The organism is Microbacterium sp. No. 7 (assembly GCF_001314225.1).
Classification (GTDB): domain Bacteria; phylum Actinomycetota; class Actinomycetes; order Actinomycetales; family Microbacteriaceae; genus Microbacterium.
In genome coordinates this window covers 2171822-2198477 of sequence record NZ_CP012697.1, presented here as the reverse complement: position 1 = coordinate 2198477, position 26656 = coordinate 2171822, and the positions used below count along the sequence as shown (strand labels likewise).

Genomic DNA, 26656 nt, shown 5'->3' with positions numbered 1-26656 from the left:
CTCTGCGAAGGCTGATGCTCAGTCTTCGGGCGCCGAGCCCCGCGCATCGGGCGGCACGTGGCCGTGCCGGTGCGCGATGATCACGGCGTGCACGCGGTCGCGGGCGCCGAGCTTGGCGAGCACGCGGCCGACGTGCGTCTTCACGGTCGACTCGCCGAGATAGAGCTCCGCCGCGATCTCGGCGTTGGTCCGGCCGCGCGCGATCGCGCGATAGACGTCGCGCTCGCGGTCCGTCAGGGCGTCGGCGGGGTCCGGTCCGGGCGGCGACGGCGCGGCGGGATGCTCCACGAGCGTGTCGAGCAGACGGCGCGTGACGCTCGGCGCGAGCGTCGCGTCGCCCCGGTGCACGGCGTGGATCGCGGAGACGAGCTCCTGCCGCTGGGCATCCTTCAGGAGGAATCCGCTGGCGCCGGCGCGCAGGGCGCCGAGCACGTACTCGTCGAGGTCGAACGTCGTGAGCACGAGCACGCGCGACCGGGGCTGCTCCGCGACGATGCGCGCCGTCGCGGCGACGCCGTCGAGACGCGGCATCCGGATGTCCATCAGCACCACGTCGGGCAGCAGCCGACGGCACGCCTCGATCGCGGCCTCGCCGTCGGCCGCCTCGCCGACGACCTCGAGATCGGGCTCGGCGTCGAGCACGAGCCGGAACCCGAGCCGGATGAGCTCCTGGTCGTCGACGAGCAGCACGCGGATGCGCGAGGTCATGGGGCCTCCGGAACGGGTCGAGCGGCGTCCGGCGCGGGGGCGGCGCCGTCGGCCGAGAAGGGGAGATGCGCGTGCAGCCGCCAGCGACCGGGCGCGACGGGACCGCTCGAGAGCGTGCCGCCCACGTGCGCGACGCGTTCGCGCAGGCCGGTGAGGCCGTATCCGCCGCCGCTCGCCGAGGTCTGCTCGACGCCGTCGTTGCGGATCTCGACGGCGATCGCGTCGGCGAGCGACACGACGGAGACGTCGATGGACGTCGCGCGCGGCGCATGGCGCATCGCGTTCGTGAGCCCCTCCTGCACGATGCGGCCCAGCGCGAAGCGCACGGCCCGGGGCGCGTCGACGACGCCGGACAGCGTGAAGGTCACGGGGAATCCGGCCTGCCGCGCGCGATCGATCGCCTCGGCCACGGCGTCGTCGTCGACGGGGGAGAGCGGCGCGTCGCCGCGCTCGTCGCGCAGCACGCCGAGCATCGCCCGCATCTCGCGCAGCGCCGTGCGCGCGGTCGCGGCCGCCTGAGCGCCCGCCGCCCGCGCCCGCTCGCGGTCGTCGGTCGCCGCCGCGCCCTCCGTGAGCGCGACGATCACGGTGAGGGAGTGCGAGACGATGTCGTGCATCTCGCGGGCGATGCGCCGCCGTTCCGCGTCGGCGGCGAGCCGCGCCTGCTGGTCGCGTTCGACGAGCAGCTGGCGCGAACGGTCGATGACCGCCTCGAGGTAGCGCTTGCGGTTGCCGACGTTGACGCCGACGAGCGATCCTACGAGCGCCGAGACGGTGTGGGCGAGCACGGTGTTCGCACTGGCGGAGAAGGGCAGGAGACCCGCCGAGGTGGCGGCGGTCGCGACCACGAGCAGGGCGGTGGCGAGGATGCCGAACCCCGCCCAGCAGGCGCGCGACGAACGATACACGGCGAGCGTGTAGCAGGCGACCAGGACCGGCGACGAGCCGAACGGCGTGGCCGCGAGCAGGCAGGCCAGGCTCGTGCACAGCGCGGCGGCGAAGACGGCCCGCGGCCACCGGCGGCGCAGCACGAGCATCGCGCACGCGGCGATCATGACGACGCCGAGCACGCCCGTGGTCAGGGGCGCGGACACCGTGCGCACGTTGGACGCGACGACGGTCGACGGCAGCGCGGTGAGGAAGACGACCAGCGCGACGAGCACGTCGGCGACGATCGGATGCCGGGCCCAGAACCTCCGGATGACGCCGGGCGGACGTGGCAGGCGCAGTCCGTCGTCGGTCCCGGCGGGACCGGCGACGGACTGCGGTGCTGCGGACATCGACCCGACTCTACGCGTCGCGTCGGCGCAGCACGCCCCAGGCCGCGACGAGCCCCGCGACGATCCAGACGGCGACGCCGAGCAGCGCGGGTCCGTCGGCGAGGCCGTACTCGTCGCCGACGCTGGTCAGCGACTGCGCGAGGTTCATGGGGAGGTACTGCGCGATGTCGCGCACCCACTGCCACGCCGGGTCGCCGTAGGGGAAGCTGGCCGCCACGATCGGCAGCACGAACATCACCGCGATCGTCGCCGAGATGGCGCCGGCGCCGCTGCGCAGGAGGAACCCGAAGGAGAGGCCGATGAGCGTGAACATCACCATGCTCAGCGCACCGCCGAGGATCGGTAGCACCGACTGCGCGGGGTCGGACCAGTCGACGGGCTCCCTGAGGATCGGTGCTGTGACGGCGACCGAGAGGAGGAACACGACGAGGCTCACGACGAACATGAGCGTCGCCGTGACGATCGCCTTGGCCACGAGGACGGCGCCACGACGGGGCGCGGCCGTGAACGTGGACCGGATCATGCCCGTCGAGTACTCTCCCGTGATCGCGATGGCGCCGAGGATGCCGGCGAGCAGCATCGTGAACTGCAGCGGCGAGACGATGGCCATGATGGGCATGTAGCCCGGCCCGAAGTCGTTCGCCGCGCTCGCCATCATGGCGGAGACCGCGACGGACAGCACCGCGACGATGCCGACCGACCACCAGGTCGACCGCAGCGTGGAGAGCTTGATCCACTCGGCCCGCAGCAGGTGCGGGAAGGTGAGGCGGGGTGCCGGCGCGTTCGTCGCGTCGAGCGGCGTTCCGGCGGTGACGGCGGTCATGCGAGCTCCTTGGTGCGGTATTCGACGGCCTGCTCGGTGAGGGCGAGGTACGCCTCCTCGAGCGACCCGGTGGTGGGCGTCAGCTCGTGCAGGGCGATGCCTCGCTCGGCCGCGGTGTCGCCGATCTCGGCGGCCGTGAGGCCCGTGACGACGAGCTCGTCGGCCGACGGCGCCGCGATCTCGACGGCCGGACGGGCGAGCGCCTGGGTGAGCTCGGCGGCGCGCGGGCTGCGCACGCGCACGACGCTCGTCGTCCACGCGCGCACGAGGTCGTCGATCGGCGCGTCGGCGAGGACCTTTCCCCGCCCGAGCACGATGACGTGGTCGGCGGTCTGCGCCATCTCGCTCATCAGGTGGCTGGAGAGCAGCACGGTGCGACCCGCGGCGGCGTGACGCCGCACGAGCTGGCGGACCCAGCGCACGCCCTCGGGGTCGAGGCCGTTGACGGGCTCGTCCAGGATGAGGGTCTGCGGGTCGCCCAGGAGGGCGGCCGCGATGCCGAGCCGCTGTCCCATGCCGAGCGAGAAGCCGCCGGCGCGCTTGCCCGCGACGGACCCGATGCCGGTGAGCTCGATCACCTCGTCGACCCGGCGGCGGCTGATGCCGTGCGTCGCGGCCATGGCCCGCAGGTGGTTGCGGGCGCTGCGGCCCGTGTGCACGGCCTTCGCGTCGAGCAGCACGCCCACCTCGGTGAGCGGTGCCGGCAGGCTCGCGTACGACTGGCCCGAGACCGTGACGTGACCCGCCGTGGGGCGGTCGAGCCCCACGATCATGCGCATCGTGGTCGACTTGCCCGCGCCGTTGGGCCCGAGGAAGCCGGTCACCTTGCCGGGCTGCACGGTGAAGGAGACATCCGCCACGGCGGTCTTGTCCCCGTACCTCTTCGTGAGATTCTCTGCGACGATCATGCCCTCGACGCTACGTCGCGGTCGTGTCGCCCCGCGTCCGCCTGCGGTACCGATGTCGGTCTCCGGCATCCCCCTCGCGACGGACGCCCGCGACGATATGATGGATTCATCATGCCGTTCAGTCAGCGCCAGCGCCCCCTCTACGAGGTGAAGGCCAACCTCTTCAAAGGGCTCGCCCACCCGTTCCGCATCCGTGTGCTCGAGCTGCTCGCGGCGTCGCCCGAGGTGAGCGTCGCAGAGCTCCAGCGCGAGACGGGCCTCGAGGCCTCCCATCTGTCGCAGCATCTCTCGGTGCTGCGCCGGCACCGGCTGGTCGAGGCCGAGCGGCGGGCGAGCCACGTGTACTACCGGCTCGCGGATCCGCGCGTCGCGGATCTGCTCGCGGTCGCGCGCGGCCTGCTCCTCGGCATCCTCGAGTCCGACGGCGCGCTGCTCGACGACGCTCAGGGGCTCCCCGCCATCGGCGGGACCGCGGCATGAGCGTGCGCGGTCAGGTGCTGTCGCTGCTGCCCTCGCGCGCCGACTACCGCGGGCTCGGCCGCACCTGGCGGGGAGATCTGCTGGCCGGCCTGACGGTCGGCATCGTCGCGCTGCCGCTCGCCCTCGGGTTCGGGATCAGCTCGGGCCTGAGCGCGGAGGCGGGGCTCGTGACCGCCATCATCGCGGGACTGGTCGCCGCGGTCTTCGGCGGCTCGCACGTGCAGGTCTCGGGCCCCACCGGCGCGATGGTCGTCGTGCTCGCGCCCATCGTCGCCGCGCACGGCGCGGGCGCCGTGGCCGTGGTGTCGATCATGGCGGGTCTCATCGTGCTCGCGGCCGGCGCGCTGCGACTCGGGCGAGCGGTCTCGTTCATCCCGTGGCCGGTCATCGAGGGCTTCACCCTGGGCATCGCGGTCATCATCTTCCTGCAGCAGGTGCCCGCGCTGACCTCGCCGCACACGCCCGCCGCGGGCGAGCACAGCGCGAACGCCGTCGTCGCCGCGATCGAGTCTCTCAGCGCGGCGCAGCCGGCCTACCTGCTCTGGGCGCTCGGCGCGGTCGCGATCGTCGCGGCCTGCATGCTCCTCGCCCCGCGCATCCACTCGTCGCTGCCCGGCTCGCTCATCGGCATCGTCGTGGTGACGCTGCTGCTCCTGGTCGTGCCCGCGCCGCTCGCGCGCATCGGCGAGCTGCCCTCGTCGCTGCCGGCGCCGGCGATCCCCGCCTTCGACGCCGCGCTGCTGTCGTCGCTCGTGCTCCCCGCGCTCACCGTCGCGGCGCTCGCGGCCATCGAGTCGCTGCTCTCGGCCCGCGTGGCGGCCTCGCTCGCCGACACGGGACCGTACGACGCCGATCGCGAGCTCGTCGGCCAGGGGCTCGCGTCCGTCGCGTCCGGGCTCTTCGGGGGGATGCCGGCGACGGGCGCGATCGCCCGGACCGCCGTGAACGTGCGCTCGGGGGCGCGCACCCGCGTCGCCTCGTCGTTCCACGCCGTCGTGCTGCTGCTCGTCGTGCTCGTCGCCGCCGGCCCCGTCGGCACCATCCCGCTCGCCGCCCTCGCGGGCGTGCTGATGGTGACCGCCGTGCGCATGGTGCACGCCGCGACGGTGCGCTCGATCCTGCGCTCCACGCGCGCCGACGCGGCCGCCTTCGTGCTCACCGCCCTCATCACGGTCGCGTTCGACCTCATCGTCGCGGTCGTCATCGGCGTCGTCGTCGCGGGGTTCTTCGCGCTGCGCAACCTGTCGCGCTCCAGCGCGGTCGCGCGCGAGCCTCTCGGAGACCCGCGTCCCGGCGACGAGCGGATCGCGCTCATCCGCTTCGACGGCCCGCTCATCTTCGCGGCCGCCGATCGCGTCTTCGACGAGGTGAACCGCCTGCGCGACGTCTCCGTCGTGATCCTGCGGATGTCGCAGCTCGAGCTCGTCGACGCCACGGGAGCCCGCGTGCTCGGCGACATCGTCACGACCCTCGAGCGGCGCGGCGTCACGGTGCTCATCAAGGGCGTGCGGTCGGGGCACCACGAGCTCTTCCGCACCGTGGGGGTGCTCGCGTCGCTGCGACACCACAAGCACCTGTTCACCGACCTCGACGCCGCGATCGCGCACGCGCGCAGTCACATCGACCGAGAACGAGACGCGTCGAGCGCATAGGCTTGACGGGTTGTCCCGCGCCACCCGCGCCGCATCGATCACAAGGGAGCCACACGTGCCCGGAGAGAACCTCACCCGCGTCGAGGCGCAGCAGCGCCGCGCGATCGTCGACACGCAGTCCTACGAGGTCGCGCTCGACCTCACGCGGGGCGCCGAGGTGTTCGGCTCCCGCACGGTCGTGCGCTTCACGGCGGCCGAGGGTGCGGCGACCTTCATCGACCTGATCGCCCGCGAGGTGCGCGAGATCACGCTCAACGGACGGGCGATCGACCCGGCCTCCGCGTTCGCCGACTCGCGCATCGCGCTCGACGGCCTCGGCGCCGAGAACGAGCTCGTGGTCGACGCCGACTGCCTCTACACGAACACGGGGGAGGGCCTGCACCGCTTCGTCGACCCCGTCGACGGCGAGGTGTACCTGTACTCGCAGTTCGAGGTGCCCGACTCCCGGCGCGTGTTCGCGGTGTTCGAGCAGCCCGACCTGAAGGCGACGTTCCGGTTCACGGTCACCGCCCCCGAGCCGTGGAAGGTCGTCTCCAACTCGCCCACGCCCGAGCCGCAGCGCCACGGCGACGGCACCGCCACCTGGGCCTTCGAGCCCACGCCGCGCATCTCGTCGTACATCACGGCGCTCATCGCCGGCCCCTACGAGGCGACGTTCTCGGAGCTGACGAGCGCGTCGGGCCGCGTCGTGCCGCTGGGCGTCTACGGGCGCCGGAGCCTGTGGCAGCACCTCGACGCCGACTACGTGTTCGAGAAGACCCGTCAGGGCTTCGCCTACTACGAGGAGAGGTTCGGCGTCCCCTACCCGTTCGCCAAGTACGACCAGCTGTTCGTGCCCGAGTTCAACGCGGGCGCGATGGAGAACGCGGGCGCCGTCACGTTCACCGAGACCTACGTGTTCCGCTCCAAGGTGACGGATGCCGTCAAGGAGCGCCGCGTCGTCACGATCCTGCACGAGCTCGCGCACATGTGGTTCGGCGACCTCGTCACCATGAAGTGGTGGAACGACCTGTGGCTCAACGAGTCGTTCGCCGAGTGGGCGTCGACGATCGCGACCGCCGAGGCGACCGAGTGGACCGAGGCGTGGACGACCTTCAACGCGATGGAGAAGACCTGGGCGTACCGCCAGGACCAGCTGCCCTCGACGCACCCGGTCGTCGCCGAGATCAACGACCTCGAAGACGTGCAGGTCAACTTCGACGGCATCACCTATGCCAAGGGCGGCTCGGTGCTCAAGCAGCTGGCCGCGTGGGTCGGGATCGAGGCGTTCTTCGCGGGCGTGTCGGCCTACTTCCAGAAGCACGCGTGGGGCAACACCGAGCTGTCCGACCTGCTCGTCGAGCTGGAGGCGACGAGCGGCCGCGAGCTGACCACGTGGTCGAGGAAGTGGCTCGAGACGGCCGGCGTCAACACGCTCTCGCCCGAGGTCCGCACCGACCTCGACGACGTGATCACGCGGTTCGCGGTCGTGCAGACGGCGCCCGCCGACTACCCGACGATCCGTCCGCACCGCCTGGGCGTCGGCTTCTACTCGCTGCAGGACGGCGCGCTCGTGCGCACGCACCACGTCGAGATCGACGTCGACGGCGACCTCACCGAGGTCCCCGCGCTCGCGGGCGTGCGGCGCCCCGATCTCGTGCTGCTCAACGACGACGACCTCGCCTACGCGAAGATCCGCCTCGACGAGCGATCGCTGGAGACCGCGATCGCCCACATCGGGGACATCAGCGACCCGCTCGCACGCTCCCTCGTGTGGGGCGCGGCGTGGGACCAGACGCGCGACGCGGAGTCGTCGGCATCCGACTACATCGATCTCGTGCTGCAGGGCATCGGCGCCGAGACGGAGTCGACGACGGTGCGCACGACGCTCGCGCAGCTGCAGCTCGCGGCGAACGCGTACGTCGACCCCGCCGATCGCGACGCGTCGCGCGAGCGCGTCGCCGACGGGCTGTGGCGGCTCGCGCAGGACGCCGACGCGGGCAGCGACAGCCAGCTGCAGTTCGTGACGGCCTTCGCGTCCGCCGCCGCGACGCCCGCGCAGTGGGAGCAGGTGCGCGCGCTGCGCGAGGGCGCCACGACGCTCGACGGCCTGGAGATCGACGCCGACCTGTCGTGGCAGCTGCTCGTGTCGCTCGCCGCGGGCGGCCTCGTCACGAGCGCCGACATCGACGCCGCGCTGGCCGCCGACAACACCGCGAAGGGCGGCGAGTTCGCCGCGCAGGCGCGCGCGGCGCTGCCTGCGCCGGAGGCGAAGCAGGCCGCCTGGTCGTCGCTCGTCGACAGCGCCGACCTGCCGAACACGATCGTGCGCTCGGCCGCGCTCGGCTTCGTCCACCCCGCGGGCGTCGAGACGCTGCGCGCGTTCGTCGCCCCCTACTTCGACATGCTGCTGCCCGTGTGGAACGAGCGCACCTATCAGATCGCGAGCTACCTCATCACGGGCCTCTACCCGGCGCCCCTGGCCGACGTCACGCTGCGCGACGCGACCCGGGCCTGGCTCGACGAGAACGACGACGCGCCCGCCGCGCTGCGCCGCCTCGTCGCGGAGAACCTCGCCGGCGTCGAGCGTGCCCTGGCCGCCCAGGCGCGCGACGCCGAGTGATCGCTTCATAGGATGGAATCCATGCGCATTCACATCGCCACGGATCACGCCGGCCTGGAGTTCTCCACACAGCTGCAGCAGCACCTCGCCGCTCAGGGACACGAGGTCGTCGATCACGGTCCGATCGAGTACGACCCGCTCGACGACTATCCGGCGTTCTGCATCCGCGCCGCGCAGGCCGTCGCCCGCGACCAGCAGGCGGGCATCGAGACGCTGGGCGTCGTGTTCGGCGGCTCGGGCAACGGCGAGCAGATCGCGGCGAACAAGGTGCGCGGCATCCGCGCGGCCCTCGTCTGGAGCCTCGCGACCGCCGAGCTCGCCCGCGAGCACAACGACGCCAACGTCATCGCGATCGGCGCCCGTCAGCACACGTTCGAGGAGGCCGTGTCGTTCATCGAGCGGTTCATCGCGACGCCGTTCCCGGGCGAGGAGCGTCACGCGCGCCGCATCGCGCAGCTCGCCGACTACGAGGCCGACGGGACGCTCCTCCCCGACCCGCGCGCCTGATCGTCGCCCGATGCCCGAAGGTCACTCCGTCCACCGCATCGCTCGTCAGTTCGAGCGCAACTTCGTCGGCCGCCCGGTGTCGGCGTCGAGCCCCCAGGGCCGCTTCGCCGACGGCGCCGCCGTGATCTCCGGGCGCGAGACCGTGGCCGCACGGGCCGTGGGCAAGCAGATGTTCCTCGGCTTCGAGGACGACCTCTGGCTGCGCGTGCACCTCGGCATGTACGGCGCCTGGGACTTCGCGGGCGAGATCCTCGTCGACCCGACGATCGCATCGGCCAACGGGCGGATGGGACAGACGAACCAGCGCGGCACGGTGCTGCCCGCAGACGGCGACGAGCCCGTGTTCGACGTCGCGGGGGAGAACTCCCTGGCATCCATCGGCGCGCCCCGCCGCGCGCGCGGCCACGTGCGCATGAGCGAGCAGACCACGGGCCTCGGCGACGACGACGAATGGCCGCCGCCCGTCGTCGGCCAGGTGCGGCTGCGCCTCATGACCGTCGACACCTGCGCCGATCTGCGCGGCCCGACGACGTGCGCGCTGCAGACGCCCGACGAGATGCACACGACGATCGCAGGGCTGGGCCCCGATCCGCTCGTCGACGGCGACGCGGGCGAGGAGCGCTTCACGGCGGTCGTGCGACGCAAGCCGACGCCCATCGGCCTGCTGCTGATGGACCAGTCGGTCGTGAGCGGCATCGGCAACGTCTATCGCGCCGAGATGCTCTTCCGCGCGCGTCTCGACCCGCACACGCCCGGGCGCGACCTGCCGGAGGAGACCGTGCGGGGGCTCTGGCGCGACTGGGCGTACCTGCTGCCCATCGGCGTCGAGACCGGGCAGATGCTGACGATGGACGGGCTCGACGCCGACGCGCTGCGCCGTGCGATGGCGAACCGCGCCGACCGTCACTGGGTCTACCACCGCGCCGGCCTGCCGTGCCGCGTCTGCGGAACCGCCATCGTGCTCGAGGAGATGGCGTCGCGCAAGCTCTACTGGTGCCCCGGATGCCAGAGATGACCGCGTCGTCGCAGCGGGAGGAGACGGGCGGATGAGACAGAACCCCAGCTTCGCGATGACCGACGTCGCCGAGCTGCGCCGGGTGATCGACGAGAACCCGTGGATGACGCTCGTGAGCGACACGCCCGACGGGCTCGTCGCATCGCACTACGCCGTGCTGCTCGACCAGACCCGCGACGACCTCACGATCGTCGGGCACGTCGGCAAGCCCGACGACGCGATCCACGGGCTGGGGGAGCGCGAGCTGCTCGTGATCGTGCAGGGCCCGCACGGCTACATCTCGCCGGGCTGGTACCCGCCGGTGCCGAGCGTGCCGACGTGGAACTTCGTCTCGGTGCACCTGAGCGGCGTGCCCGAGATCCTCGGCCCCGACGAGAACCTCGCCGTGCTCGACCGGCTGGTCGCGCGGTTCGAGTCGGCGATGCCGCAGCCGCGGCTCATGTGGCAGCCGCCGAACGACGAGGAGTTCGTCCGTCGCCTGGAGCGCGGCACGGTGGGCTTCCGGCTCACCCCGACGAGGGTGGTCGCGAAGCGCAAGCTCAGCCAGAACAGGCCCGACGAGGTCGTCGACGAGATCATCCGCGGGCTCGAGGCGGGCGAGGCCGGATACGCCGACCCGCGGCTCGCGGCCGAGATGCGACGGGCGCACCAGGCGATGCGCGCCGCGCGGGACGCGTCGTGAACCGCGGAGAGCGGGTCGACGTCATCGCCGACGTGCGACTGACCGGCATCGATCGCATCGACCCCTTCGGCACGGAGCCGGTCGACGTGCACCTGGCGCAGGGTCGCATCGCGGACATCGCGCCGGCCCGCGCGCTGCCGCGCCGCGGCGCCGTGCTCGACGGTGCCGGCGGCTGGCTGATCGCGGGGCTGTGGGACCACCACGTGCACGTCACGCCGTGGGCGCTGGCCGCGCGCCGGCATCCGCTGGGCGAGGCGGCGTCGGCCGCCGAGGCGGCCCGCGCGATGGGCGACGCGCCGGTGCTCGCGGACGGCCGGCGGGTGGGAGCCGGCTTCCGCGACGCCCTGTGGCCCGACGCCCCGACGCGGGCGCTCCTCGACGCCGCCACGGGCGCCGTCCCGACGTATCTGATCAACGCCGACCTGCACAGCGTGTGGCTGAACACGGCGGCGCTGCGGCGCGAGGGCATGCCGCTCGACGACTCCGGGCTGCTGCGCGAGGAGCCCGCGTTCGAGATCTCGCGCCGCCTCGGCGCCCTCGATCCCGCCGCGGGCGACGCACTGGTGCGCACGGCTCTGGACGCCGCGGCAGCGCGCGGCGTCGTCGGCATCGTCGACTTCGACATGGCCTGGAACGCCGAGTCGTGGCATCGGCGTCTCGCGGCGGGGTTCGACGCGACGCGCGTGTCGTTCGGCGTCTACGCGGAGCTGCTCGACCGGGCGATCGTCGAGGGCTTCGCGACGGGCGACGCGCTCGACCCCGACGGCCTCGTGCGCATGGGACCGTTCAAGGTCATCACCGACGGGTCGCTCGGCACCCGCACGGCGGCGTGCTCGCACCCGTATCCCGGCGACGCGCACGGGCGCGGCGAGCTCACGGTCGCGCCCGACGCGCTCGTCGAGCTCATGACGCGCGCGACGGGCGCGGGCATCGCGTGCGCCGTGCACGCGATCGGCGACGTCGCGAGCTCGCACGCCCTCGACGCGTTCGCCGTGACCGGCGCCGTCGGCAGCATCGAGCACGCGCAGCTGGTCGCTCATGCCGACATCCCGCGCTTCGCACGTCTCGGCGTGGACGCGAGCCTGCAGCCCGAGCACGCCCTGGACGACCGCGATCTGACCGATGCGCTGTGGGCGGCGCAGACGGCGCTCGCCTATCCGCTCCGCTCGCTCGCCGACAGCGGTGCGAACCTGCTCTTCGGATCCGACGCGCCCGTCGCCCCGCTCGACCCGTGGGCCGCGATCGCCGCCGCCGTGCAGCGCACGCGCGACGACCGCCCGGCCTGGCGCGCGGAGGAGCGCGTGGATGCCGCGACCGCGCTGGCCGCGTCGACGGCGGGCGGCTCGCTCACGGGCTGCGCGCTGGAGCCCGGCGACCTCGCCGACCTCGTCGTGTGCGACCGCGACCCCCTGGCATCCGACGATCTGCGCGGCACGCGCGTCGCGGCGACGATGATCGCGGGCCGGGTCACGCACAGCGCGATCTGACCGGCCGCCGAGGTCGCACCGGGCGCGGCGCGGGGAAACGCAAAGTCCCGGGACCCGCCAGGGGCCCCGGGACTTCAGCGAGAGCGTGAGGTCAGCCGGCGAGGTGAGCCGAGAGGAACCAGCGGTCCTTCTCGAGCTGCTGCTTGATGCCGATGACGATGTCCTGGCTCGTCAGGTCGATCTCGTCGAGACCGTCGATCGCGGCCTGCACATCGGCGATGACGGCGTCGATGTCGCCGACGATCGCGGCGATCGTGTCGTCCCACTGGGCGAACCCGGCGGCGACGGCGCTCTTGGGGGCCTTCTCGGCGACCGTGGCGACGCGGGCGTCGATGGGCAGTCCCAGGGCGACGACGCGCTCGGCGGCCTCGTCAGCGGCGGCCTGCGCGTTGCTGACGACCTGGTCGAGAAGCTCGTGGATGGCGATGAAGTTCGCGCCGCGCACGTTCCAGTGCGCCTGCTTGCCGTTGACGGCGAGCGCCTGCAGACCCAGGACGACGGGGGTGAGGAACTGGGCGGTTCCTGCGGCGACCTCGGGGTTGGCGGCGGTCATGGGGATGTTCAGCGTCTTGGTCATTTCTCTTCTCTCGCTTTCGTCTCAGCGGGCTCTCTGTCTCGCTTCGAATACAACGGTACTCAGCCTCAGATATTCCGCAAGCAAGAGAAGGCTGAGCTTAAGAAGGACGTGCTTACCTGGGATTTCATGTTTCACGATATCGTCGTTGCATGACGATCTCCTCTGACGCCACCCTTCTCTCCGTCGACGGCAAGACCCCACGGATCGATCCGTCGTGCTTCATCGCCGCGGGCGCCCGCGTGATCGGCGACGTCACCCTCGCCGAGGGTGCGAGCGTCTGGTACAACGCCGTCGTACGCGCCGACGGCGCATCGGTCGTGATCGGCGCCGGCAGCAACCTGCAGGACAACGTGTCGGTGCACGTCGACCACGACAGCCCGGCCGTGATCGGCGAGAACGTCTCGGTCGGCCACAACGCCGTCATCCACGGCTGCACGATCGGCGACGCATCGCTGATCGGCATGGGCAGCGTCGTGCTGTCGGGCGCGGTCATCGGCAGCGGCGTGCTCGTCGCCGGGGGAGCGCTCGTGCTCGGCGGAACGGTGATCCCCGACGGGGTGCTCGTCGCGGGCGTTCCGGCCAAGGTCCGCCGTGAGCTCACCCCGGAGGAGAAAGACGGCCTGCGGCGCAACGCCGACGTCTATCGCGCCCATGTCGCGCAGCACGAGGCGGCGGAGAGCGCGATCTAGCCGCATCGGCGGCGCCCGCACGCGGAGCGGCGGGCGCCGCCGATGCCGGGGCTCGCTCAGGCCTCCAGCGTGGCCCGGGTGGCGCCCTCGGGACGTTCGGCGGTACGACGTCGGAAATCGGCTCGCCGCTCCGGATCCAGCGCGATGTCGAGCGTGGTCCAGGCCATCGCGATCGCGGCGTCGAGGATCGCGTCGTCTGCGGCGGGGGTGATCGCCGACCGGGTGAAATCGGGGTTGTGCGCGGGGCCGACCTCGCCCAGGAAGCCGATCGTCGCGTGGATCGCGGGCACGACCTGCGTGACGTTGCCCATGTCCGTCGATCCCATGCCGGGCTTGGCCGTGGGCACGACGAGCTCCCGGCCGCGCGCCTCGAGGTTGCGGTCCCAGAGGGCGGCGAGGGTCGGGTCGGGGACGACCGGCGCGTACGGATGCTCGGTCGCGGCCCACTCCCACGTGCATCCCGTCGCGATCGCGGCGCCCTCGAAGCAGGCGGACACGCGCCTCTTCAGCTGGCGCCAGACGTCGATGTCGCGGGCGCGCAGCTCGACCTGCAGCACGCTGCGGTCGGGGATGATGTTGGTGGCCTCGCCCCCGTGGGACACGAAGGCGTTGATGCTGGTCTCGGCGGGCAGATGCTGGCGCAGCAGCGCGATCGCCGTGAGCGCCAGCGTCGCGGCGGCGCCGGCGTTGATGCCCTGCTCGGGGAAGGCGGCGGCGTGCGCGGTCTTGCCGTGGAAGACGACCTCCAGGCGCTCGACGGCCATCGACCGGTAGATCCCGGCCGAGCGGTCGTTGCCCGTCATCCCGTGCGCCATCATCGAGAAGTCGACGTCCTCCCACGCGCCGGCGAGTAGCAGGTCGACCTTGCCGCCGCCGTGCTCCTCGGCGGGTGTGCCGAGGAGCTTGACCCGCAGGCCAGCCTCCGCGGCGACGGGCGCCAGCGCCAGCGCGGCGCCGACGCCCGCCGCGGCGATCACGTTGTGGCCGCACCCGTGTCCGATGCCGGGGAGCGCGTCGTACTCGGCACAGATCGCCACCGTCAGGTCGCCGTCTCCGTAGACCGCCTCGACGGCCGTCGCGAGACCGTAGGCGCCGACCTCGACGGCGAATCCGGCCCCGCGCAGCGCCTCGGCGACGAGCGCGGCGGCCTCGTGCTCCTCGTACGCGAGCTCGGGCCGGGCATGGATGGCGTGGCTGAGCGCGGTCAGCTGCGCCCGGCGGCTCTCCGCCTCGGCGGCGGCGCGCGCCTTCGCCTCGGTCACGGGCGGCCACGGGGCGGATGACGTCGTCACGGTCGGTCGACTCCTTAGTGTCGGTGTTCGTTCCCGCCGACAGAGAGATCGGCGAGCGTACAACGACTTTACGGATATGCCTGCCGACGGCGCCCGACGCTGCCGAGAGTCTGCGGGATCATCGAACCGATGCGGAAAAGCATCGGGAGAGGAGTCTTCATACCGTCCCTCCTGCTCGACGAGCTCGACAGGCGGATCGTGCACGCCCTGCAGATCGAGCCGCGGGCGGCGTGGACGAGTCTCGCCCCCGTCATCGGCGCGGACGCGGCGACGCTCGCGCGGCGGTGGGCGCGTCTCACCGACGAGGGACTGAGGCTCACATCCGACGGTTCTCGCGGCTACGTCACGGCAACAGGAGCGTCTTTCCAGTCGTGGTGCGAGAGTCGATCGCGGCGTGGGCTGCGGCGGCGTCATGGAGGGGGAAGGTCTGCCCGATGGTCGGCCGGAGGCTTCCCTGGGCGGCGAGGTCGAGGGCACGCTCGGTGAACGAGAACAAGTCGTCGGGGTCGGCGCCGATCGCGGAGAGGGGGATCACCGTGATGTCCTTGCCGGCGGCGGTGGCCGGGTCGATCGTGCCCCAGCTCCCGCTGGCGGCGCCGTGCTGCACGTATCGCCCGCCGGGGCGGACGAGTGCGAACAGGGCTGTGGTCGTGTCGGCGCCGATCCCGTCGAAGACGACATCCACTCCGTCCGGTGCCGCTGCACGGAGGCGGGTGGTCCAGTCGTGGTCCCGGTAGTTCACGGTCGTGTCGGCGCCGAGGGTGCGGGCGTGGTCGAGCTTGTCGGCGCTCCCGGCGAGGGCGATGACCTGCGCGCCGGATGCCTTCGCGAGCTGGACGAGGAGGCTGCCCACCCCGCCGGCGGCGGCGGTGACGACGACGGTCTCGCCAGGCCGGATGCCGGCGGCGTGATGCAGGCCCACGGCCGTCCGTCCGTCGGCGAGCAACGCGGTCGCTTCGGGGATGCCGAGCGATTCGGGGACGCGATGCAGGTCGGCGGTGCGGGCCAGCGCGAGGCTGGCGTAGCCGCCGGTGCCTCCGGTCGGGGTGACGACACGGGCGCCGATCCACGCCGGGTCCACATCCGGCCCCACCCGGTCGATGAGGCCGCCGACCCCGTTGCCGAGGACGACGGGGAACGTCGCGGGCGGCGCGACGGGGCTGCCCGCGCGGATCAGCGTGTCGATGAAGGTGATCGCCGCGACCTCGACGGCGACCCGTACCTGCTCGGGGCCGGGCTCGGGATCGGGCAGCGTGATCGGATGCAACACGTCGGGGGCGCCGGGATGGTCGGCGATGACGGCTCTCATGTCATGGTCCTCGTCTCTGGATGTCGGGCGTCTGTCGATAGCGGGGGTGGTCCTGCGGGCAGGAGCAGCACGATGACGAGGGCGACGCCGAGGAGGCCCAGCGTCCACGCGAAGGTGTGCGCGAACGCCGCGTCGATCCCGCTGCCGCTTCCGGGTTCGGCGGCGAGTTGTCGGTGGAGGATGAGTGCGACGACGACGGTGCCGAACGAGGCGCCCACACGCTGGACGACGTTGAGCAGGCTGGTGGCCCGCGGGATCGACGCAGGCTCGACATCGCGGTAGCTGGTCGCGGAGACGGCCACGCCGATGCCGCCGAGCCCGGCCCCGAGTGCCACGAGCCCCGCCGACAGCACGACCAGCGACGCGCCGCCTGCGAAGACGAACACCCCGAGCCCGCCGCCGGCGAGCACGGTGCCGGTGAGGGCGACGATCCGTGGGCCGGTCCGGTCGGCGTAGCGTCCCGCGACCCAGAGCCCGGCCATCAGCCCGAGGCCCTGCGGCGCCAACAGCCAGCCGACCTCTGCCACGGGCAGGCCGCGGGCCTGCTGGTAGAACAGCGGCAGGAGCAGCATCGGGCCGTACAGGCACACGCCGGACAGGAACATCATCACGGCCGCGACCGAGAACGACCGATAGCGGAAAAGGCGCAGATCGAGCAGCGCCCGGTCGCCGCGGCGCCGGGCGTGCAGCACGAACCCGGCAAGCAACACCACGCCTCCGGTCAGCAGCACGATCGGATCGGCCGACAGGTCACCGATGAGGGACAGGCCGGCCAGGATCGCCACCGTCGCCGGAACCATCAGCAGCGCGCCGATCCAGTCCAGCCCGGTCTGTCGTCGGGCATCCGCCGGGTGCAGGTGGCGGTGGGCCAGTGCGAGGGCGAGCAGGCACAGCGGCACGTTCACCAGGAAGATCCACCGCCACCCGAGCGAGCCCAGGATGAGCCCGCCCAGCACGGGACCGAGGAGCGGGGCGAGCTGGCCAGGAATGCCGATCAGCCCCATGACCCGGCCCATCCGGCGGGGACCGGCGGCGCGGGCGAGCATCGCCTGCACCAGCGGCAGGATGAGCCCGCCGCTGAGACCCTGCACGACCCGGAAGGCGATCAGGCTCTCGATCGACCACGCGAGTCCGCACAGGATCGAGCCGGCCAGGAACAGCCACAGCGTCACCAGCCAGACCCGCCGGGCACCCCATCGGTCGGTCAGCCAGCCCATCATCGGGATCGCCGCGGCCATCGCGAGCAGATACGCCGTCGTGGCCCACTGAGCCGCCTGCACCGTCGTGTCGAACGCCTCTGTCAGATCGGCGATCGCGACGGCCACGATCGTCGTGTCCAGCAGCGCGACCGACGCTCCGACCAGCAGCACCCCCATCAGGCCCAAGAGGGCACGGTCGATCCGGCCCGAGTCCGAACTGATTGCTGGCATGCCAACATCATACCAATGTTGCTGGCATGCCAACAGTCTCGCTATCCTGTCACACATGACAAGCCCCGCAGATGACCGCGACAAGGACGCCTCACCGCCCCGGCACGTCGGCACCACCATCGAGGGCGCGCCGGTCGGGTCACTGCTGTTGCAGGTTGTCCGCGCCCACGCACGAGTGGGCACCGAACTGCTGAACGAGGCCGGCGTCGCGTCTCCGCACGAGATCGTCCTGCTCTACCTCGACGCCCACGGCCCGGTGCCGCAGACCGAACTGGTCCACTACATGGGCCGTGACCGCTCCACCGTCACCGCGACCCTCCAGGCGATGGAACGCGCCGAACTCGTCACACGCACGCCATCGCCTTCGGACAAGCGCGCCATGAACGTCCGACTCACCAAGAAGGGACGCGCCGCCGTTCCTCGCGCCCTGGCCGCCTGGCACGAACTCGAACGCCGCACCACCCGCACCCTGAGTCCGTCCCAGCGCGCAGAGCTAATGACAGCCCTCGCGGCGGTGCGCGACGCCCTCAACGAGACCCGCGAGTAGTCCCCGCTCCCTTTGTCCGTAGCAGCAAGGAGAGCCGTGAGCGTGACACACGCATTGCCGGCATCACCATGTTCAACGACACGGTGCTCGCCTACGTCCTGGAGACGACGCCCGCCGCGCTGCTGACCCCGCCCGAGGACGCCCGGACCCTACCGGCGTGCCCGAGGGCCAGTATCTCGATGAGGAGATCCGGGCACGGCTGAACGGGTACGCACCGCTCACCGTCAAGGGCCTCGTGTGGCACTGGCGTGGGCAGACCGAGACGTCACGGCGGAACATCCCTTCGCAGCCCACCTCGGCAACGCTGAGCACTTCTTCTCGCACTTCGACAGGAAATAGCCTCTGATCTGGAATTAAAATCCCAGATCAGAGGCTATTCTCATGCTGTGCGCGAGGGGGGACTTGAACTGATCCGTTCCCCCTCGCACACGAAATCGTGAATCGGCGTTCTGCCGCATGATTCCGCGGTTTCTGCGAGGCCCACCTGTGGATAACTGCACCGCGATTCACAACCTAGCAGCGTCGGTAGCACATGAGTTAGCACATGAAATCGGGCCGGATCACGAGAAGCGGCCTATCCGATGGCCACGCCAAAGAGTGCCCCAATGGCGTATGTGGCGATCATGGTCGCTGAGCCCATGACCACGTTCCGGAGAATTGCGCGACCGCGCGGCGCGCCACCGAGCGCAGCGCTGATCCAACCGGTGAGGAAGAGGCCGATCACAACTGCGATGGCTGCGATCCAAACTCGGTGTCCGCCGACGGGGAGCAAGATCATGATGAGTGGGATCAGCGCTCCAACGGCGAACGCAATGAACGATGACACGGCGGCTGCCCACGGGCTTGTGAACTCTTCATGGTCGATTCCGAGTTCGACCTCTGCGTGAGCGGCGAGAGCGTCCGTCTCGGTAAGCTGCACCGCGACCTGATGTGCGAGGTCATCTGAGAGGCCCCGCTGTCGATAGAGCTCGGTGAGTTCTTCAAGCTCCTCCTCGGGCATGGTTTCGAGCTCCCACCGTTCTTTTGCGATGAGCGCTTTCTCTGTGTCGCGTTGGGTGCTCACCGAAACATACTCTCCGCCAGCCATTGAGAACGCCCCGGCAACTACGGCGGCGATACCGGCCGTCGCGATTGCCAGTACGTTGTTTGGTGTAGCGGCAGCGACACCGACGACAACACCCGCGGTAGAGACGATGCCGTCGTTTGCGCCGAGCACCCCTGCACGTAGCCAGTTCAAACGTTGGCCCACGTTCTGCAGGTGGGCTTCGCCGGGATGCGGCGTGGTGCTTGAGTCGGATGCCATATTGTTCATTTCCTGTCTTGGGTCGTGCTGAAGTGAAGTTGTTCCGTCGATGCGACTGGTGATGATCGTGTGATTCGCTCAGATCGTGGGCCGACTGCACGGAGTGCGCCGAGGATGGCCACCAGGTCAACGACTTCTTGCAGCCACGCGCCGAGGAGTGCTGGGAGGAACCCGAAGGCGGCGATGAGCATGAGGCCGACGCTGATGATGATGCCGAGCCAGATGCTTTGCAGTGCGATCCGCACGGTGTCCTTGCCGATGCTCACCGCGCGCGGCAGGGCCGAGAGCGTGTCGTAGCGGTTCACGATGTCCGCAGACTCCGATGCTGCGGTTGCACCGCGCGCCCCCATTGCGAAGCCAATATCCGCAGCAGCGAGCACCGGGGCATCGTTGAGGCCGTCACCGACCATGATGAGCGGGCGGGGCTGCACGCTACTGACAATGCGAACTTTGTCGCCGGGGCGGCACTCCGCGTGCACCTCGCTGATTCCAAGGCGCCGCGCGATGGGTTCGGCGGTGGCTGCAACGTCTCCGGTGACCATGAGCGTACGCTCGATACCGAGTGCGCTCAGCTGACGGAGAGCCTGGGCTGCTTCTTCGCGCACTTGGTCGCGCATGACGATGGCTCCGGCGAAACGGCCATCGACTGAGACGTAGATTGCGAGTTCCCCTGGAGCAAGGTCTGCCAGCACGAGGTCCGGCGCGGAGTGGCGCACCCAGGAGGGCTTGCCGACACGAACCGTCACTGCCTCAGGTGCGTCAGGAGTGCGGAACACAGCCGCGACTCCGTTTGTCGCGATCTCCTCGGCATGTTCGGCTTCGACGAGCGACAAGCCGTGCTGTTTCGCGGCCTGCACGACGGAGTCCGCAAGCACGTGAGAGGAGTACACCTCCGCTGAGGCTGCGAAACGCAGCAGCTCGTCTTCGCTGGCGCGGTCGGCTGGCAGAAGGCGTTCGAGCACTGGCTTGCCGGTAGTGATGGTGCCGGTCTTATCGAATGCCGCCGAGCGGGCTCGTGAAAGCTGTTCGAGGGTGCCGCCGCCCTTGACGATCAGCCCGAACCTCGCGGCACGGCTCATGCCACCGAGAAACGCGACCGGCGCGGCGATCAGCAGCGGGCATGGGGTCGCCACCACCAGCACCTCGGCAAACCGGACAGCCTCTCCACTGACCGCCCACGCGATCCCGGCGATCACGAGCGCGAGCACTGTGAACGGCACCGCGTACCGATCTGCGAGCCGCACGACTTTGGCTTTGCTCCCCGCGGCTTGTTCGACGAGCCGAACAATCTGCTGATACTCGCTCTCGGCGGCCGGAGCCGCAGCCCGCATGGTGACTGCGGCTTGTCCATTCACGGCACCGCTCGACACTTTCTCTCCCGCGTCACGCTCAACGGGCAGACTTTCACCGGTCAATGACGACTCATCGAACACGGCGTGCTCGGAGACGAGGATCGAGTCCACAGGCACGAGTGCACCCGGCCGCACCAACAACAGATCACCCACCTCGACTTCTTCGACCGGTATGTCCTCGGTCGTGACCTCGGCAGTATGCCCGTGCATGTCCGCGCCGGGTGCGCTTGGGGCGAGGATGCGCGTGGCCTGCTGGGGTGCCTTACGCAGCAGCGCGGTCAGTTCCCGCTTCGAACGGTTCTCAGCGTAATCTTCGAGGGCCGCCCCGCCGGTGAGCATCAGCACCACCACGAGCGCCGCCCACGGCTCCCCAACGAGCACTGCAGCGGTGATTGCCGTCACCGCAAGAATGTCGAGCCCGGCGTGCCCTCGGATGAGCTGCCGGATCATCCCGACCGCCTCCCACCCGGCAATCACGAGCGCATACGCACCCACAATCCAGCTGGCCGACTCAATGGCCGGAGTCGCTAAAAGAACCAACCCGATCATAGCCACCAACAGTGTTGCGATCACGAGTGGATATGCCCTGACCAGAGATGAAAAACGGCTCATGCTTCAATCCTCCCAGGCGGGCACGCTTCTCGCATTGTAGGCCAGCCTCGCTTGAGTATCCGCGTAGCGCGTTCAGAGCAGCAATGCCCCGGCTCCTGCGGCCCCGAGCACTACCGCCCATGCCGGTGTTTTCCAGGACGTGAGTGCGACAAACGCGAGTGCCGCGACGACGAGTGATGCGGCGTTCGTGACACCCGCGGTGAATACGGGGTCGTACAGCGCGGCGGCGAGCAGCCCGACGACTCCGGAGTTCACGCCCGTCAGCACACGCTGCACTCTCGGCGCACGACGCAACCGCTCCCAGAAGGGCAGCACCGCCATCACGAGCAGCGCAGACGGCAGAAAGATCGCGAGCAGCGCAATGGATGCGCCGAGCAGCCCACTCGGGCCGCCCGTGGTGACCGCTCCGAGAAACGCGGCGAAGGTGAACAGCGGCCCTGGCACCGCCTGCGCGGCACCATACCCCGCGAGGAACGCACCCGGCTCCACCAGTCCAGTCTGCACTGTCTCAGCCTGCAAAAGCGGGAGCACGACATGCCCGCCGCCGAACACGAACGACCCCGCACGATAGAAGGTGTCAATCAGGCCTACCGTGGCGTTGCCGGTGAACACAGCAAAAATCGGCAACCCTGCGAGCAGCATGACGAACACAGCCAGGCTCAACCATCCGACTGCGGGCCGCAGGCGCACCCGGAAACGCGGTTCATCGTTCTCGGTCGTGCTCGGGGATCGACAGACGAAGAACCCCGCGATCCCGGCCAAGGCCATCGCGCCGAACATCGTCAGCGGGCCGGGTACGAGCAGCACGACAGTGAGCACCCCGACAGCAATCGTCGCTCGTCGCGCATCAGGCGTGAGTGACTTTGCCATCCCGAGCACAGCATGACCCACGACCGCGACCGCCGCAGCCTTCAGGCCCAGCACCCATCCAGCCTGCGATACGTCGCCAAGGGTCGATACGCCGAGCGCGAACCCGAACAGCAATACCGCAGATGGCAGTGTGAACCCGAGCCATGCCGCGACAAGACCGAGTATTCCAGCTCTCTGCAAACCGATCGCCATGCCGACCTGGCTTGATGCCGGGCCGGGAAGAAACTGGCACAATGCGACAAGATCCGCATACGCGCGATCACCCAGCCATCTGCGTCGCTCGACGAACTCTGCTCGAAAATATCCAAGATGAGCGACCGGGCCACCGAACGACGTGCACCCTAACCTCAAGAACACCAGAAGGACCAGCAATGGCGCGCCAAAGTCGGTTCGACGGCCACCTTCTGCGGATAACATTTCTTACTCAGAATGGGGCACCATCCGGGACTGGCGCTACTCGCCGCGCTGCATTCACGCAGTGTTCACTCGCGGCTCAGAAGCCGTCACCGACTTACGCGAACCTTCCGTGTCGCACAGTGCGATTCTAAGATCGCTCTGCTGACTTCTGAATGAACGTATGCTACCGTGGTAGGTAACACAGTTTCTGTATTAGAAACATCAGGTGGTGGTCCTCATGCATGGCGGCGTGATCCTGTTCCGGAGAACCGGAGCCGACGCGCGCCGCTATGTCGAAGCTGACCGTTCCCGCGCTGACGATTACTACCTCGGGGACGACGCCTCTGTCGCGCAGTTCACGACCCTCGACAGTAAGGGCAACGTCACCGCTGCTCTCGGGCTCGACCCGGAGGCCTACGCCGGATGGGTGGACTGGGTGAACCCGGTCACGGGCGAGTCGATGGGAAAGCCGCGACTGCCTGGTCAGGGGCGGCAGGGATCGCCGCGGTTCGCGGAGATGGTCGTCAACGCCCCCAAGTCTTTGTCGATCGCCGCCGCACTCCACCCGGAGGTCTCCGATGCCCTCGACCTGGCGGAACAGGATGCCGTGGCGGAGATTCGGCGATGGATTGCCCAGCACTCCGTTACTCGCGTCGGCCCTCGCGGGAAGCAGGAGGTCGTGCCCGCCCGCGAGGTGCAGACGGTTGCCGTGTCGCACCGCACGAGCCGTGCGGGTGATCCGCATCGGCATATCCATTTCCAGATCGGCACCCGCGTGCAAGCGGCCGGGAAATGGCGCGCCTTGGATACGGCGGCGTTGTTCAAGCAGCAGGGAGCGATCCGTGCCCTCGGCACCGCCGTCATCGCCGCGCACCCCGAGCTCGCCGAGGTGCTCGACCGGCACAGCCTCACCCTCGACACCATGACGGGTGAGGTGGTCGAGCTCGAACGGTTCAACCCCGTGATGAGCAAACGCGGCGAGCAGGTGCGCAAGCATCTGGAACGGTTCGAGGCCGAATGGGAGGCGGCGCATCCGGGCGAGACGATGGGGCCGGTCGTCTCCGCCCGCCTCGCGGCGAAAGCGTGGGCGCACGAGCGCCCCGCGAAGAAGACCACCACCCTGCACGAGGAACAGGCGTGGATCGCGGAGTTACGGGAGGCCGGCTACGACCCCGACACGTTGCAACGCCCCGCCCCACGTGCACGGGTATCGCTCGATGACCTCTCCGTGCAAGAGGTGGCGAGTCGTGCACTCGATCGCTGCGCGGCAGGCGGGTCGGCGTGGACGCGGCACAGCGTGCAGGAGCACGCGACTCGCGTCATGACCGACTACGGCGTGCACGCCACCCCTGCCGAGATACGCGAGTTCGTCAGTATCGCAACGGGGTTGGTGTTGGAGGATTGCTTATCGATCCTCCCGCCCGGCGCACCGACGCCCGAGCATGTTGCGCACCTCACGAGCGTGCGGGTGGTGCAGGCCGAGACCGAGCTGCGCGACCTCCTCACCCAGTGCGCACCGAAGCGCGAACCGCGTCACCCCGACCTGGACGAGACCGCGCACGCGCACGGTCTGGACGCCGGGCAGACGATCGCGGCTGCCGCGGTCGCGTCGCGTGATCCGCTTGTGGTCGTGGAGGGTGCGGCCGGTGCGGGCAAGACCACGATGCTCGGCGCTGCAATCGAGGTCGCAGCGCAGCACGGTCGGGCGGCTCGAGTCGTGGCGCCGACGTTGCGTGCCGCGCAGGTCGCGCACGACGAACTCGGCGTGCCCGCGACGAGTGTTGCAGCGCTCGTGCACGCCCACGGCTGGCGCTGGAACGACGACGGTGTTTGGACGCGCCTCACCCCCGGCGACACCGACCCCGAGACGGGCCGCACCTACAACGGCCCGAACATGGAGGCGCGGCTTGCACGGGGTGAGCGGGTGATCGTGGACGAGGCCGGGATGCTCGACCAAGACACCGCCCTCGCCCTCCTCACCATCACCACCGAAGCGAAAGCGACGGTCGCGCTCGTTGGGGATCGTGCGCAGCTTCCCGCGGTCGGTCGTGGCGGGGTGCTCGACATGGCCGCGCAGATTCGGGGTCGCACGTTCGACATGGCCGAGGTGCACCGCTTCACCGACCCCGCCTACGCCGACCTCACCTTGCGCATGCGCGACGGCACCGACCCCGGCGATGTGTTCGACCGACTCAACGCCGAGGGGCTTGTACGGCTCCACGCCAGCGGCGAGGACGCGCACGCCCATGTCGCCCGGCAGCGGGAGGATGGTGAGGCGGTGACAGTGAGCACGAATGACGAGGCCCGCACCGTCAACGCCGCCATCCGCGAGGTGCGTGTCGCTCAGGGTGTCGTCGACGATACCCGCACCGTCTACGGCAGCGATGATCTCGCTATCGGGGCGGGTGATCTGATCCAGACGCGACAGAACGACTCCGGTATCGGGGTGGCGAACCGGCAGCAATGGATCGTGCAACACGTCGAGGACGACGGTGCGCTCCGCGTCCGCGAACACGGGAACGGGCGCAAACAGCAGCACACCGTCCGCCTACCCGCCGCATACGTGGCCGAGCACGCCCACCTCTCCTACGCGGCAACCTCCTACGGGGTCCAGGGCGCAACCGTGACGGGAGCGCACACGCTCCTCACCGACGCCACGAGCGCCGCGAGCGTCTACGTCGGCATGACCCGAGGCCGCGACCACAACCTGTTGCACGTGGTGGCGGAGAGCGAGGCGGATGCGCGGGCGCAGTTCATCGAGGCGATGGCACGCGACCGCGCCGACCGCGGCCTCACCACCGCCACACGGCGCGCCACGGAAGCCGTAGCTGGGCTGACCGACGACGGGCCGGTGAAGTTCGTCAACGAGAAGATCGCCGCGCTGATGCACCGCGCCCAGACCGCCGAGGTGCAGGCGGCATGGTGGCAGCAGGTCGGCACCGCCCTCGCCGACCTCCGCGAACGCGAGACGGCTAGCCGGGAAAGGGCACGCGCGGCCGAGGAGGCGGCAAGGCAGCGGGCCGTTGAGGTGCGTGCCGAGGTCGCCGCCCCGGTCGTATCAGCGGCAGAGGCGGCGCTGAGCGACTGGCAGGATGCCGACGCCGCCGAGCAGAGAGCAGCCGATCAAGTACAGGCGGTGTCGTGGTTCGGGAAGCGTCGTGCCCGCACCGACCACGAAACCGCGCAGGCTCGCGCCCAGCAGGCACGCCAGCATCTCACGGACGAGTGGGGCGGCCCGCCGAAGTGGAGCGAGAACAGCGAGGCGTGGGTGCAGCGCGTCACCGGGCCGTTGGTCGACGGCGACTCCCGCGTGACCGAGGCTGAGCGCGAGCACCGGGAAGCGCGCGACGCCCTGGTCGGTCGGCCCGAGCAGGCGCAGATGGCTCGGTTGGCAGCGTACGCGCGCGCGTTCGGCACTGAGAGAGTGCACCGCAATCGAGAGAACTACCTCAACGCCAATCCCGCGCAGCAGGCGGCGCGGGCGGCACAGGCGGCGAAACAGGCAAGGGAGGACGCCGAGCTGCTCGCCACCCTCACTCCTGCAGAGGCGACGGCGAGGATCGAGCAGAGCCAGTCTGAGCAGGCCGCGCGCGAGGCGCGGCGTGTCGAGCGGGAGCGCGCGCTTCTGCACGATGTCGAACAGGAGCACCGCACCACGCCCCGCCGCGAGGGACCGGGCCTGAGCTTCTAATCTGTCGTGAACGCGGCTACCGACGGTGGTCCTCGACTAGAGTTCCTTGTCTCTCAGCAGGAGGAAGCCGGGATTCCGGTTCCGAGTGTCTGCGGGTCTAGAGCTGCCGCGAGCATGGTCAGGATCTCGGGCACGATCGCGTAGTAGGCCCACTTGCCACGCTGCTCGCGGGTGACGAGACCGGCGTCGACGAGCTGCTTCATGTGATGGGAGACGGTGGGCTGGGAGAGGCCGACCGGCTCGGTCAGATCGCACACGCACGCCTCCCCGTCGGACTGCGCGGCGATCATCGACAACAACCGGACCCTGGTCGGATCACCCAGCGCCTTGAACATCCGCGCCAACCGCTGCGCGTCCTCGACCGCGAGCACACCGCCCGTCACCGGGGCGCAGCATCCTCCGGCATCAGTCGCGATCAGCGGTAATGAGGTCGTCATGATCCTG

Annotated in this window: 22 protein-coding genes and 1 pseudogene; 11 read left to right on the top strand and 12 right to left on the bottom strand. The window is 70.3% G+C overall.

The features are described from left to right. Window positions 1-18: 18 nt before the first annotated feature. The 4 genes from AOA12_RS10055 to AOA12_RS10040 are packed head-to-tail and all read right to left on the bottom strand — an operon-like array spanning window position 19 to window position 3719. Window positions 19-708 carry a response regulator gene (locus AOA12_RS10055; RefSeq protein WP_054682450.1) on the bottom strand — a complete coding sequence of 230 codons (690 nt, stop codon included), beginning with the start codon at window positions 706-708 and terminating at the stop codon, window positions 19-21. After that, complete coding sequence (locus AOA12_RS10050) at window positions 705-1988, bottom strand: sensor histidine kinase (RefSeq protein ID WP_054682449.1); 1284 nt, start codon at window positions 1986-1988, stop codon at window positions 705-707. Before AOA12_RS10050 ends, AOA12_RS10055 begins: the two co-directional genes overlap by 4 nt. 10 nt (window positions 1989-1998) lie before the next feature. Then, window positions 1999-2811: an ABC transporter permease gene (locus AOA12_RS10045; protein ID WP_054682448.1), complete on the bottom strand. Its 813-nt coding sequence runs from the start codon at window positions 2809-2811 to the stop codon at window positions 1999-2001. Then, window positions 2808-3719, bottom strand: a complete 912-nt coding sequence (locus AOA12_RS10040; protein WP_054682447.1) for an ABC transporter ATP-binding protein — start codon at window positions 3717-3719, stop codon at window positions 2808-2810. The genes AOA12_RS10045 and AOA12_RS10040 overlap by 4 nt, the downstream gene beginning before the upstream one ends. Before the next feature lie 111 nt (window positions 3720-3830). On the opposite strand from AOA12_RS10040, the gene AOA12_RS10035 reads away from it, so the two are divergent. The 7 genes from AOA12_RS10035 to AOA12_RS10005 are packed head-to-tail and all read left to right on the top strand — an operon-like array spanning window position 3831 to window position 12144. Next, a complete protein-coding gene (locus tag AOA12_RS10035) occupies window positions 3831-4199 on the top strand; it encodes an ArsR/SmtB family transcription factor (RefSeq protein ID WP_054682446.1) in 369 nt (122 codons plus the stop codon). Further along, window positions 4196-5851, top strand: a complete 1656-nt coding sequence (locus tag AOA12_RS10030; protein ID WP_054682445.1) for a SulP family inorganic anion transporter — start codon at window positions 4196-4198, stop codon at window positions 5849-5851. Before AOA12_RS10035 ends, AOA12_RS10030 begins: the two co-directional genes overlap by 4 nt. 55 nt (window positions 5852-5906) lie before the next feature. Beyond that, window positions 5907-8453, top strand: coding sequence for an aminopeptidase N (gene pepN / locus AOA12_RS10025; protein ID WP_054682444.1), 2547 nt, complete (start codon window positions 5907-5909; stop codon window positions 8451-8453). 21 nt (window positions 8454-8474) lie between these two features. Beyond that, window positions 8475-8960 carry a ribose-5-phosphate isomerase gene (locus tag AOA12_RS10020; protein WP_054682443.1) on the top strand — a complete coding sequence of 162 codons (486 nt, stop codon included), beginning with the start codon at window positions 8475-8477 and terminating at the stop codon, window positions 8958-8960. Window positions 8961-8970: 10 nt separating this feature from the next. Beyond that, complete coding sequence (locus tag AOA12_RS10015) at window positions 8971-9975, top strand: Fpg/Nei family DNA glycosylase (protein ID WP_054682442.1); 1005 nt, start codon at window positions 8971-8973, stop codon at window positions 9973-9975. Between the two features lie 31 nt (window positions 9976-10006). Next, window positions 10007-10657 carry an FMN-binding negative transcriptional regulator gene (locus tag AOA12_RS10010; protein ID WP_054682441.1) on the top strand — a complete coding sequence of 217 codons (651 nt, stop codon included), beginning with the start codon at window positions 10007-10009 and terminating at the stop codon, window positions 10655-10657. Further along, window positions 10654-12144 carry an amidohydrolase gene (locus tag AOA12_RS10005; RefSeq protein WP_054682440.1) on the top strand — a complete coding sequence of 497 codons (1491 nt, stop codon included), beginning with the start codon at window positions 10654-10656 and terminating at the stop codon, window positions 12142-12144. Before AOA12_RS10010 ends, AOA12_RS10005 begins: the two co-directional genes overlap by 4 nt. A gap of 91 nt (window positions 12145-12235) precedes the next feature. Here AOA12_RS10005 and AOA12_RS10000 read toward each other — a convergent pair whose 3' ends face one another. Then, entirely contained in the window at window positions 12236-12721 is a 486-nt protein-coding gene (locus tag AOA12_RS10000) for a Dps family protein (RefSeq protein ID WP_054682439.1), read from the bottom strand. A 149-nt stretch (window positions 12722-12870) separates the two neighbouring features. Between AOA12_RS10000 and AOA12_RS09995 the strand changes: the two genes are divergently transcribed. Further along, window positions 12871-13410: a gamma carbonic anhydrase family protein gene (locus tag AOA12_RS09995; RefSeq protein WP_197281109.1), complete on the top strand. Its 540-nt coding sequence runs from the start codon at window positions 12871-12873 to the stop codon at window positions 13408-13410. Window positions 13411-13466: 56 nt separating this feature from the next. Here the strand turns inward: AOA12_RS09995 and AOA12_RS09990 are convergent, their stop codons facing one another. After that, complete coding sequence (locus AOA12_RS09990) at window positions 13467-14702, bottom strand: amidohydrolase (protein WP_054682438.1); 1236 nt, start codon at window positions 14700-14702, stop codon at window positions 13467-13469. A gap of 129 nt (window positions 14703-14831) precedes the next feature. On the opposite strand from AOA12_RS09990, the pseudogene AOA12_RS24030 reads away from it, so the two are divergent. Continuing rightward, window positions 14832-14987: pseudogene (locus AOA12_RS24030) on the top strand (AsnC family protein); the annotation flags it as partial. A gap of 58 nt (window positions 14988-15045) precedes the next feature. On the opposite strand, the gene AOA12_RS09980 reads toward AOA12_RS24030, so the two are convergent. Then, the gene (locus AOA12_RS09980) at window positions 15046-16011 is read right to left on the bottom strand and encodes a zinc-binding dehydrogenase (RefSeq protein WP_054682436.1); all 966 of its coding nucleotides are present in this window, start codon (window positions 16009-16011) and stop codon (window positions 15046-15048) included. Then, window positions 16008-17441: a DHA2 family efflux MFS transporter permease subunit gene (locus AOA12_RS09975; RefSeq protein WP_054682435.1), complete on the bottom strand. Its 1434-nt coding sequence runs from the start codon at window positions 17439-17441 to the stop codon at window positions 16008-16010. The genes AOA12_RS09980 and AOA12_RS09975 overlap by 4 nt, the downstream gene beginning before the upstream one ends. 55 nt (window positions 17442-17496) lie before the next feature. On the opposite strand from AOA12_RS09975, the gene AOA12_RS09970 reads away from it, so the two are divergent. Next, window positions 17497-17988: a MarR family winged helix-turn-helix transcriptional regulator gene (locus tag AOA12_RS09970; RefSeq protein WP_054682434.1), complete on the top strand. Its 492-nt coding sequence runs from the start codon at window positions 17497-17499 to the stop codon at window positions 17986-17988. Window positions 17989-18562: 574 nt separating this feature from the next. On the opposite strand, the gene AOA12_RS09965 is transcribed toward AOA12_RS09970, so the two are convergent. The 3 genes from AOA12_RS09965 to chrA all read right to left on the bottom strand — a co-directional run bounded on the left by AOA12_RS09965 (window position 18563) and on the right by chrA (window position 22542). Next, window positions 18563-19291 (bottom strand): VIT1/CCC1 transporter family protein, encoded by a 729-nt coding sequence (locus AOA12_RS09965; RefSeq protein ID WP_054682433.1) that lies wholly within the window; start codon window positions 19289-19291, stop codon window positions 18563-18565. A gap of 5 nt (window positions 19292-19296) precedes the next feature. After that, window positions 19297-21255, bottom strand: coding sequence for a heavy metal translocating P-type ATPase (locus AOA12_RS09960; protein WP_054682432.1), 1959 nt, complete (start codon window positions 21253-21255; stop codon window positions 19297-19299). 72 nt (window positions 21256-21327) lie between these two features. Then, window positions 21328-22542 (bottom strand): chromate efflux transporter, encoded by a 1215-nt coding sequence (gene chrA, locus AOA12_RS09955; protein WP_054682431.1) that lies wholly within the window; start codon window positions 22540-22542, stop codon window positions 21328-21330. A gap of 205 nt (window positions 22543-22747) precedes the next feature. On the opposite strand from chrA, the gene mobF reads away from it, so the two are divergent. After that, window positions 22748-26212, top strand: a complete 3465-nt coding sequence (gene mobF / locus AOA12_RS09950; RefSeq protein ID WP_231637220.1) for a MobF family relaxase — start codon at window positions 22748-22750, stop codon at window positions 26210-26212. Between the two features lie 53 nt (window positions 26213-26265). Here mobF and AOA12_RS09945 read toward each other — a convergent pair whose 3' ends face one another. Beyond that, a complete protein-coding gene (locus tag AOA12_RS09945) occupies window positions 26266-26649 on the bottom strand; it encodes an ArsR/SmtB family transcription factor (RefSeq protein WP_054682430.1) in 384 nt (127 codons plus the stop codon). Between the last annotated feature and the right edge of the window lie 7 nt (window positions 26650-26656).

Excerpts from the sequence above, each read along its gene's own strand:
- AOA12_RS10055 (WP_054682450.1), bottom strand. The coding sequence starts at position 708 with ATGACCTCGCGCATCCGCGTGCTGCTCGTCGACGACCAGGAGCTCATC.
- AOA12_RS10050 (WP_054682449.1), bottom strand. The coding sequence starts at position 1,988 with ATGTCCGCAGCACCGCAGTCCGTCGCCGGTCCCGCCGGGACCGACGAC.
- AOA12_RS10045 (WP_054682448.1), bottom strand. The coding sequence starts at position 2,811 with ATGACCGCCGTCACCGCCGGAACGCCGCTCGACGCGACGAACGCGCCG.
- AOA12_RS10040 (WP_054682447.1), bottom strand. The coding sequence starts at position 3,719 with ATGATCGTCGCAGAGAATCTCACGAAGAGGTACGGGGACAAGACCGCC.
- AOA12_RS10035 (WP_054682446.1), top strand. The coding sequence starts at position 3,831 with ATGCCGTTCAGTCAGCGCCAGCGCCCCCTCTACGAGGTGAAGGCCAAC.
- AOA12_RS10030 (WP_054682445.1), top strand. The coding sequence starts at position 4,196 with ATGAGCGTGCGCGGTCAGGTGCTGTCGCTGCTGCCCTCGCGCGCCGAC.
- AOA12_RS10020 (WP_054682443.1), top strand. The coding sequence starts at position 8,475 with ATGCGCATTCACATCGCCACGGATCACGCCGGCCTGGAGTTCTCCACA.
- AOA12_RS10015 (WP_054682442.1), top strand. The coding sequence starts at position 8,971 with ATGCCCGAAGGTCACTCCGTCCACCGCATCGCTCGTCAGTTCGAGCGC.
- AOA12_RS10010 (WP_054682441.1), top strand. The coding sequence starts at position 10,007 with ATGAGACAGAACCCCAGCTTCGCGATGACCGACGTCGCCGAGCTGCGC.
- AOA12_RS10000 (WP_054682439.1), bottom strand. The coding sequence starts at position 12,721 with ATGACCAAGACGCTGAACATCCCCATGACCGCCGCCAACCCCGAGGTC.
- AOA12_RS09995 (WP_197281109.1), top strand. The coding sequence starts at position 12,871 with ATGACGATCTCCTCTGACGCCACCCTTCTCTCCGTCGACGGCAAGACC.
- AOA12_RS09980 (WP_054682436.1), bottom strand. The coding sequence starts at position 16,011 with ATGAGAGCCGTCATCGCCGACCATCCCGGCGCCCCCGACGTGTTGCAT.
- AOA12_RS09975 (WP_054682435.1), bottom strand. The coding sequence starts at position 17,441 with ATGCCAGCAATCAGTTCGGACTCGGGCCGGATCGACCGTGCCCTCTTG.
- AOA12_RS09970 (WP_054682434.1), top strand. The coding sequence starts at position 17,497 with ATGACAAGCCCCGCAGATGACCGCGACAAGGACGCCTCACCGCCCCGG.
- AOA12_RS09965 (WP_054682433.1), bottom strand. The coding sequence starts at position 19,291 with ATGGCATCCGACTCAAGCACCACGCCGCATCCCGGCGAAGCCCACCTG.
- AOA12_RS09960 (WP_054682432.1), bottom strand. The coding sequence starts at position 21,255 with ATGAGCCGTTTTTCATCTCTGGTCAGGGCATATCCACTCGTGATCGCA.
- chrA (WP_054682431.1), bottom strand. The coding sequence starts at position 22,542 with ATGTTATCCGCAGAAGGTGGCCGTCGAACCGACTTTGGCGCGCCATTG.
- AOA12_RS09945 (WP_054682430.1), bottom strand. The coding sequence starts at position 26,649 with ATGACGACCTCATTACCGCTGATCGCGACTGATGCCGGAGGATGCTGC.